Consider the following 6,062-nt stretch of genomic DNA (forward strand, 5'->3'; position numbering starts at 1 on the left):
TAATTTGCTTATTATTAGTACCTGCTATAATTTGGTTAATGAATAGATTTGTTTTTCCTAATCTCATTCAACTTTTTAGAAAGTCGATGAACAATGCTAGAAAATCAAAAGGTTTAAATACATTAGCATCTAAAAACGCACTTGATACAATTTTACAAAACTATACTAAATTTTATATTGAAAAATACAGTAATGAAAATAATGATCCAATATTACAAGGTATATTAGAAAAGTATGAACTTACTATTGATACTGATGCAATATTTATTATAGAACCTACACCAGTTATTAAAAATAAAGAAAAAATAATTAAAGAACATTTGTATCAACCTAAAAATACAGATAACTATTACAAAATATACGTGATAAAGGATTAGCTTTTTTTCTTATAGTCATTGCCAAATAATGATTCCATAGTTGATTCACTTGGTCTTTCGAATTCAGTAGTGCGATTATTGTAACTTTTTCTAGCTGGTTCGTTATTCCTTTTCTCGTGACCTGAACCACCTCCGCCGCGATGACCAGGATCTTTAGGGTTATATTGTTTATCGTTATCTTTAGTCATTTATCTCACCTCCTCCAAACGTCTACGCTTGTAGGCGTTTTAATTTTATAAAATCACTTTGCCTATCACTTTAATTTATTGGTTGAATTTGGTCTAAAATTTCATTTTGGCGTTTTTCCATAGCATTGTATGCTTCATCGCTAACACCATCTTGGTACATTTTGTCTGAAAGCTCAAAATACTCTTTCTGTAACGCGGCTTCTTTTTGTTCTCGGGCTTGATTTTCAGCTTCGACGATTCTGTTGTATTCATCATAGTCAATCATACCCGCATCAGTGCCTAAAGAAGCTTGATTATAAATCGATTGTTCATCTCCGTTTTCTACTCTTAAAGAACTCTGATACGCAGATAGCGCTGAACCTTCTGTGACATTTCCTTGTGGAATAACTCCATTAGCAACAGCGCTGTTATAAGCCTGTATCTTTTGTTCTTCGGAATAATTACCGTAAAGAACTTGTTCTAAAGTTGACCTATCGGTTATATTGGAAAAGTCAATAGAAGTGGTTTTATTAACTTTCTCTGATTCGTTTATCTTTTGTTCCTTTTCCTGGCTTACTTTTTTCTTTTCAGTTTTATCTTCTGTCTTAGTCTCTTTTTTAGGTTCTTCTTTTTTCTCTTTTTCATCATTACCACAAGCACCTAATACTAAAGCGCTAGCTAAAAGTATACCTAATAGTTTTTTCATGAATTTCGCTCCTTATTATCTGAATAATTTTTGACTTGCTATAACTTTTCCTACAATTTTGACTTCATCTTCACTGCCGTAGACCTGAGGATAATGTTGTGGGTTGTTTGATTCAGGTATTAATATAATTTGGTCGTCAGTGTATCGAATACGTTTCACTGTTGCGTTGTAGCCATTAATTAGAACCACTCCAAGTTGCCCGTTTTCAACAATTGAGTCTTTTTCTACTACAACAATATCTCCCTCTTGAAATAATTTATCCATGCTATCTCCAGAAACTTGAAGTCCGAATTCTTCTTTATTAGAGTTAAGATTTTTAGTAGCAAAATATATGTAATCTATTAAATTCTCTTCACTATAAATTGGAAGACCTGCTGATATTTTAGATACAACAGGAATTTTTTTGACTGGTAAGGTCTCAAGCACTTTTTCTTCTTTATCTTCAACTAAGTCAGATTTACTTACACTAAAATAATTAGCCAACAATTCTATTTTGTCTATTCGGGGATAGGTCTTTGCATTTATCCAATCAGACAATGTTGTGTATTTTACTTTTAAATCTTTTGATAATTGCTTTCTATCTACATTATTTTGTTTCATAAGACGAGAAATATTTTTAGCCATAACTTCTTTGTTACCGAGCATATTTTTCGCTCCCTTCATCTAATAGTTTAATTACATTATACGGCTTTTCCGTATTTATTACAATAAAAAACAAAAAAATACGGTTTTAATGTTGACATTACGATTTAACCGTAATATACTAAAGTCAGTTCTTTTGAAGGAGGCTAGAAAATGGGAGAACAAAAAGTAAAAAAAGAGCCTTTTACATTAAAAATGTTAAGGGCTAAATATGAGTTAACGCAGGCACAAGCAGGTGCCAAAGTTGGTGTTTCTGCAGATGTTTGGCATAACTGGGAGAAAGCTAAAACTTTTCCTAATGTCCCACAGTTGCAGAAAATAGAAAAAGAATTTGATGTTACTTATAACGACATTATTTTTTTAACTAATAATAACGGTTAAACCGTAATATAAGGCATAAAGGAGGTATAAAGAATGAGCATTCAAGAAGCAACAAAGTTGGCTTTGGAAAAAGGTGTTGCGATTAAAAGGGACAAGAAAGATTTCGATTACGCAATACTACCAACTAACTTAATGTTTTACCAATGCCTAATTATTTCAAAAAGATATAAAGTTAAAGGTCAAACCGCCAGCGCAAGGTGGCAGCCTAGCGCAGACGATTTAATAGCTGATGATTGGGTTTTAGATAATTAATTTTTTAAGGTCAGAAATAGCTTTTAGCAACAAGGAATAATTTTTGCTAGTTTCATTCTCGCAATAAGCGATTCCTTCATTGGAAAGAGCCATTTCAGCAAAACCACCATCTCCAGTGGCAACGGTTGCATAACCATGACTGCCTAATTGGAGAACAGATGACACATAACTATCAAAATCCATACCTAAAAAATAATTATCAAATGATTCTTCATCCGTCCCAAAATATGTCGCAGAATATTGTGATTCACCATCTTCAATTCTATCAAGATACACTTTATAAAATTGAAGTAAAACGAGTTTGGTTTCATTGGTAAGCATAATAATCACCTCCTTAAAGGTGATTATATCAGAAAGGAGAATCAAAAAATGAATGAGTTAGCACTAAGTGATGATTTAACTGTGATTGAAACAGAAATTAAAAGCTACCAAAACATTGCTGGGCAATCAATTTTCGAAATTGGTCGAAGGTTGAAACATGTGAAAGAGAATGACCTTGCTCATGGAGAATGGTCTCATTGGTTAAGGTCAGTAAATTTAAACAGAACACAAGCTACTAAATTTATAAAGGTTAGCGAAGAATTTTCCGATGATTCCACGTGGAATCAATTGGGATTGAGTGCAATGTACATGATCGCAACATTGCCGGAAGAAGAAAGAAATGTAGAACATAGAACATCTAAAGGTGAAATAAAAAAGCCTATAGATATGACTAATAGAGAATTAGAACAGCTCAAACGACAACTCAAACAACGTGACGAACAAAACGCACAGTTACAGTCAAAAGTTGAACAGGCTCAGCGTTCGGAAGAGATAGCACTGAAACAGCTTGAAGATGAGCAGAATAAAGAGCCTGAAATTATTGAAAAGTACATGGAACCCGACGATTACCAAAGTATAAAAAATATGAACGAGTATCTTGTAAGTGAACGTGAATATTACAAAAAATTAGCAGATGACTTTAGAAATGAAGTTAAAGATATAATGAATCAATCTAATCACGAAGTACCTTTAACAAAAGAAGGTGATTATGAAGACTACACACCTATATTGTTAAAAATTTTAGAGCCTACTGAAGTTTTTATACAAAATTATAAACATCATCTTAATGAACAAAAAGTACTGAATAGATTAGAAAAAATAATCAATGAATTAAAGGAGCGATAAGCTATGAAACGAGTAGATATCAACGGACAAGAATTCAAACAAAACACAATGAACTTACCTGTAAATAAAGTGTACAAAACTGATGATTTAGAGATTTTTAAATTCACTAAATTTAACAGAAACATTCTTTTCACAGATGAAATGTTAAAGCAAGCGAAAGAGGGGTTTATCAGTCCAATAATTGTAAACGAGCACATGGTTGTTATTGATGGTCAACACAGACTAGAACATGCTAAAAAAGCAGGTGTTCCAATTGAATATATTATTAAGCCTGGATTAAATGAGCATGATATCGTGCGTATGAACACAACGCAAAGACCTTGGAGCTTGCTCAATTTTATTGAAAGTTATGCGAATCAGGGCTCTGAACAATATGTTGCATTGCTTAATTTAATTAACAAGCATTATGCAGGAACATCAGTGGTTATTGGAGTAGCTAGAAATACAACAGGAAATTCAAATCGTTTGAGCGAACTAGTAAAATCTGGAAATTTTAATTTTGTAAATTTCGAACAAACATTAAATTTCCTTAAATATTATGAAAGGTTTAGAAAAGAAACGCACACGCCTAAAAAGACGAAAGTTGCATTAGCTTTATATGGATTATACAGAATTGAAGGGTTTGATGAAGATAGACTGATTAGAAAAGTTCTGCAAAAGAAATTTGATGATGATTTGAGAGTTAAAGGATATGACCTTACAGAAGCTTTAAAGGAGTTTATAAACAAATACAACGATAAATTAACACAAGACAGCTCGTCTTTCATTGAATACTACGTGAAAAACAATGGGGAATTAATAATTGGCAATCCAAGAAAAAAATGGGCACAAAAAAAGACTGCTGAGTAAGCAGTCAACGAGTAAATATCAACAACACAATTATACCACATGAGGTGGTGAAAATCCACCTCTTAATAAACCGTTAAATTTTAGGAGGTTCAGAGCATGAAAGAAATGCGAACAATAAAAAAAGCAATCATTCTATATACTGCGGTAACAGTGTTAGAACAATTGCTCAAAACTGTAAAAAATAAAGAGATTAAAAACTATTTAGTACCTAAAGACAAAGGTGAACATGACTCTATTCATCTTCTTTCAAAAGCAGCATCGCAGTATTGTAAGCGATAGCCTGAGAATACTTTTTATTTAACTCATATAGAGATAAGTAGAAGTTTTTCTCTTCGCTCATTTCTGGATCGAATTCATAGAATTTTTGTTGAGTTTGCTTAAAATAGTCACTTTCTACATTCAACTCTACTTCTAAAAATTCTTTTAATTCATCAAACTTTTTGTCAAATAGAATTTTATCCATAATTATTCACCTCCTTAGGTTAATAACAACATTATACATGAAAGGTGAGGATTAAATGAAAAACCACAAGAATAAAAAGAAAGGTATAGGCAAATTTTTCTCTAAGTTAAAAGCCCTACTAAAAAGAGCGATACAGAGAAACTTGTTAATTATCAAAGTCAAAGATATTAACAGCATTCCTGAAATTATTTATCAAGGAAAAAAGATTGGTTACAAGAAAGGAATTTATTTTTCTTGGGAAACACCTACTGAAAACTTTAACAATGGGTATGACTTTAAAATTGAGCATTATAAGCGTGACAAAAGAGGTTTGGGAAGGCTTGAGACAACAGGATTTAAGAGTATGTTCAAAGATAAATAATCTAAAATCGAGACAAAAATTGTCCCTTTTAGCAACTCGATTTCGATATATAAAGTGAAAGGAAGTGATTCTTATGACACAAACAATACAAGTCACTGTTCCGATTCCTGATACTCATATTCTTATTGAAAAACAAGAATACGTTGATTTGATGGAAATGACTCTCGACCCAGTTTGGACTATGAAAGACTTAAAAAGTAAGTTGAAAATAGCTTCTGAAGACACTATTAGAAGAAAGTTTTTAGAGAACGTCAAGTTCTATAAAGAACTTAAAGAAAAAGGGATTGTGCATTACCCTGATGAAAACTTTAATCGTTGGCGTTTTAACGCTAGAAAAATGAATCGTTTCATTGATGAAAACTTTGAAGAAATACTCAAGGCGAAAGGAGGTGGATAGCATGAAAGACATAATACCCTGCCTATTCACTTTCGCAGTAGCAATCGTTACAGTTACTGTATTGGCGTTCAACGGTGTTTATCTAACGACGCTGTTGTGGTGGGTGTTGTTCTCGGAGCTTATAACATATTTCGGTACATGTTATGTGCTGAAAGAATTAAAAAAAGACTGATAAGCAACGGCAATTGCGAATCAGTCAAACAATTAAAAAAATATCCAGCACAATTATAACACATTATAGGAGGATGACGGAATGGACTTAGTAACAATCAAATATGCAGAATTCAAGCGCTTAGTTGC

The 6,062-nt window shown here is 32.4% G+C and carries 12 protein-coding genes and 1 pseudogene; 8 read left to right on the forward strand and 5 right to left on the reverse strand.

Annotated features, from left to right (window positions below; genetic code table 11):
* Nucleotides 1-377: pseudogene (locus tag CD122_RS07220) on the forward strand (hypothetical protein); the annotation flags it as partial.
* On the opposite strand, the gene CD122_RS07225 reads toward CD122_RS07220, so the two are convergent.
* The 3 genes from CD122_RS07225 to CD122_RS07235 all read right to left on the reverse strand — a co-directional run bounded on the left by CD122_RS07225 (nucleotide 374) and on the right by CD122_RS07235 (nucleotide 1,895).
* Nucleotides 374-565 (reverse strand): hypothetical protein, encoded by a 192-nt coding sequence (locus CD122_RS07225; RefSeq protein WP_103358326.1) that lies wholly within the window; start codon nucleotides 563-565, stop codon nucleotides 374-376. The pseudogene CD122_RS07220 and the gene CD122_RS07225 overlap by 4 nt on opposite strands.
* A gap of 70 nt (nucleotides 566-635) precedes the next feature.
* On the reverse strand, nucleotides 636-1,250 hold the full coding sequence (locus CD122_RS12330) for a hypothetical protein (RefSeq protein ID WP_240624141.1): 615 nt from the start codon (nucleotides 1,248-1,250) through the stop codon (nucleotides 636-638).
* Between the two features lie 15 nt (nucleotides 1,251-1,265).
* A complete protein-coding gene (locus tag CD122_RS07235; RefSeq protein WP_103358328.1) occupies nucleotides 1,266-1,895 on the reverse strand; it encodes a LexA family transcriptional regulator in 630 nt (209 codons plus the stop codon).
* Nucleotides 1,896-2,045: 150 nt separating this feature from the next.
* On the opposite strand from CD122_RS07235, the gene CD122_RS07240 reads away from it, so the two are divergent.
* Together CD122_RS07240 and CD122_RS07245 are read left to right on the forward strand one after the other, a co-directional pair.
* Nucleotides 2,046-2,273, forward strand: a complete 228-nt coding sequence (locus tag CD122_RS07240; RefSeq protein WP_103358329.1) for a helix-turn-helix transcriptional regulator — start codon at nucleotides 2,046-2,048, stop codon at nucleotides 2,271-2,273.
* Between the two features lie 33 nt (nucleotides 2,274-2,306).
* Nucleotides 2,307-2,525: a Thoeris anti-defense Tad2 family protein gene (locus tag CD122_RS07245; protein ID WP_103358330.1), complete on the forward strand. Its 219-nt coding sequence runs from the start codon at nucleotides 2,307-2,309 to the stop codon at nucleotides 2,523-2,525.
* On the opposite strand, the gene CD122_RS07250 is transcribed toward CD122_RS07245, so the two are convergent.
* A complete protein-coding gene (locus CD122_RS07250; RefSeq protein WP_103358331.1) occupies nucleotides 2,514-2,846 on the reverse strand; it encodes a hypothetical protein in 333 nt (110 codons plus the stop codon). The genes CD122_RS07245 and CD122_RS07250 overlap by 12 nt on opposite strands.
* A 48-nt stretch (nucleotides 2,847-2,894) precedes the next feature.
* Between CD122_RS07250 and CD122_RS07255 the strand changes: the two genes are divergently transcribed.
* The gene (locus CD122_RS07255) at nucleotides 2,895-3,692 is read left to right on the forward strand and encodes a DUF3102 domain-containing protein (protein ID WP_103358332.1); all 798 of its coding nucleotides are present in this window, start codon (nucleotides 2,895-2,897) and stop codon (nucleotides 3,690-3,692) included.
* Nucleotides 3,693-3,695: 3 nt separating this feature from the next.
* Complete coding sequence (locus tag CD122_RS07260) at nucleotides 3,696-4,541, forward strand: ParB N-terminal domain-containing protein (protein ID WP_103358333.1); 846 nt, start codon at nucleotides 3,696-3,698, stop codon at nucleotides 4,539-4,541.
* Between the two features lie 232 nt (nucleotides 4,542-4,773).
* Here CD122_RS07260 and CD122_RS07265 read toward each other — a convergent pair whose 3' ends face one another.
* Nucleotides 4,774-5,004, reverse strand: a complete 231-nt coding sequence (locus CD122_RS07265) for a hypothetical protein (RefSeq protein WP_103358334.1) — start codon at nucleotides 5,002-5,004, stop codon at nucleotides 4,774-4,776.
* 55 nt (nucleotides 5,005-5,059) lie between these two features.
* Here CD122_RS07265 and CD122_RS07270 point away from each other — a divergent pair, with 55 nt between their 5' ends.
* The 3 genes from CD122_RS07270 to CD122_RS11950 all read left to right on the forward strand — a co-directional run bounded on the left by CD122_RS07270 (nucleotide 5,060) and on the right by CD122_RS11950 (nucleotide 5,934).
* The gene (locus CD122_RS07270) at nucleotides 5,060-5,365 is read left to right on the forward strand and encodes a hypothetical protein (RefSeq protein WP_103358335.1); all 306 of its coding nucleotides are present in this window, start codon (nucleotides 5,060-5,062) and stop codon (nucleotides 5,363-5,365) included.
* Between the two features lie 73 nt (nucleotides 5,366-5,438).
* Entirely contained in the window at nucleotides 5,439-5,762 is a 324-nt protein-coding gene (locus CD122_RS07275) for a DUF771 domain-containing protein (protein WP_103358336.1), read from the forward strand.
* Nucleotide 5,763: 1 nt separating this feature from the next.
* Nucleotides 5,764-5,934 carry a hypothetical protein gene (locus CD122_RS11950; RefSeq protein WP_169926486.1) on the forward strand — a complete coding sequence of 57 codons (171 nt, stop codon included), beginning with the start codon at nucleotides 5,764-5,766 and terminating at the stop codon, nucleotides 5,932-5,934.
* Nucleotides 5,935-6,062: the final 128 nt, after the last annotated feature.

It is taken from the genome of Staphylococcus rostri (assembly GCF_002902145.1).
Lineage (GTDB): Bacteria > Bacillota > Bacilli > Staphylococcales > Staphylococcaceae > Staphylococcus > Staphylococcus rostri.

Bases quoted from the DNA above. Each gene is read 5' to 3' on its own strand.
- CD122_RS07225 (WP_103358326.1), bottom strand. From the start codon at position 565: ATGACTAAAGATAACGATAAACAATATAACCCTAAAGATCCTGGTCAT.
- CD122_RS12330 (WP_240624141.1), bottom strand. From the start codon at position 1,250: ATGAAAAAACTATTAGGTATACTTTTAGCTAGCGCTTTAGTATTAGGT.
- CD122_RS07235 (WP_103358328.1), bottom strand. From the start codon at position 1,895: ATGCTCGGTAACAAAGAAGTTATGGCTAAAAATATTTCTCGTCTTATG.
- CD122_RS07240 (WP_103358329.1), top strand. From the start codon at position 2,046: ATGGGAGAACAAAAAGTAAAAAAAGAGCCTTTTACATTAAAAATGTTA.
- CD122_RS07245 (WP_103358330.1), top strand. From the start codon at position 2,307: ATGAGCATTCAAGAAGCAACAAAGTTGGCTTTGGAAAAAGGTGTTGCG.
- CD122_RS07250 (WP_103358331.1), bottom strand. From the start codon at position 2,846: ATGCTTACCAATGAAACCAAACTCGTTTTACTTCAATTTTATAAAGTG.
- CD122_RS07255 (WP_103358332.1), top strand. From the start codon at position 2,895: ATGAATGAGTTAGCACTAAGTGATGATTTAACTGTGATTGAAACAGAA.
- CD122_RS07260 (WP_103358333.1), top strand. From the start codon at position 3,696: ATGAAACGAGTAGATATCAACGGACAAGAATTCAAACAAAACACAATG.
- CD122_RS07265 (WP_103358334.1), bottom strand. From the start codon at position 5,004: ATGGATAAAATTCTATTTGACAAAAAGTTTGATGAATTAAAAGAATTT.
- CD122_RS07270 (WP_103358335.1), top strand. From the start codon at position 5,060: ATGAAAAACCACAAGAATAAAAAGAAAGGTATAGGCAAATTTTTCTCT.
- CD122_RS07275 (WP_103358336.1), top strand. From the start codon at position 5,439: ATGACACAAACAATACAAGTCACTGTTCCGATTCCTGATACTCATATT.
- CD122_RS11950 (WP_169926486.1), top strand. From the start codon at position 5,764: ATGAAAGACATAATACCCTGCCTATTCACTTTCGCAGTAGCAATCGTT.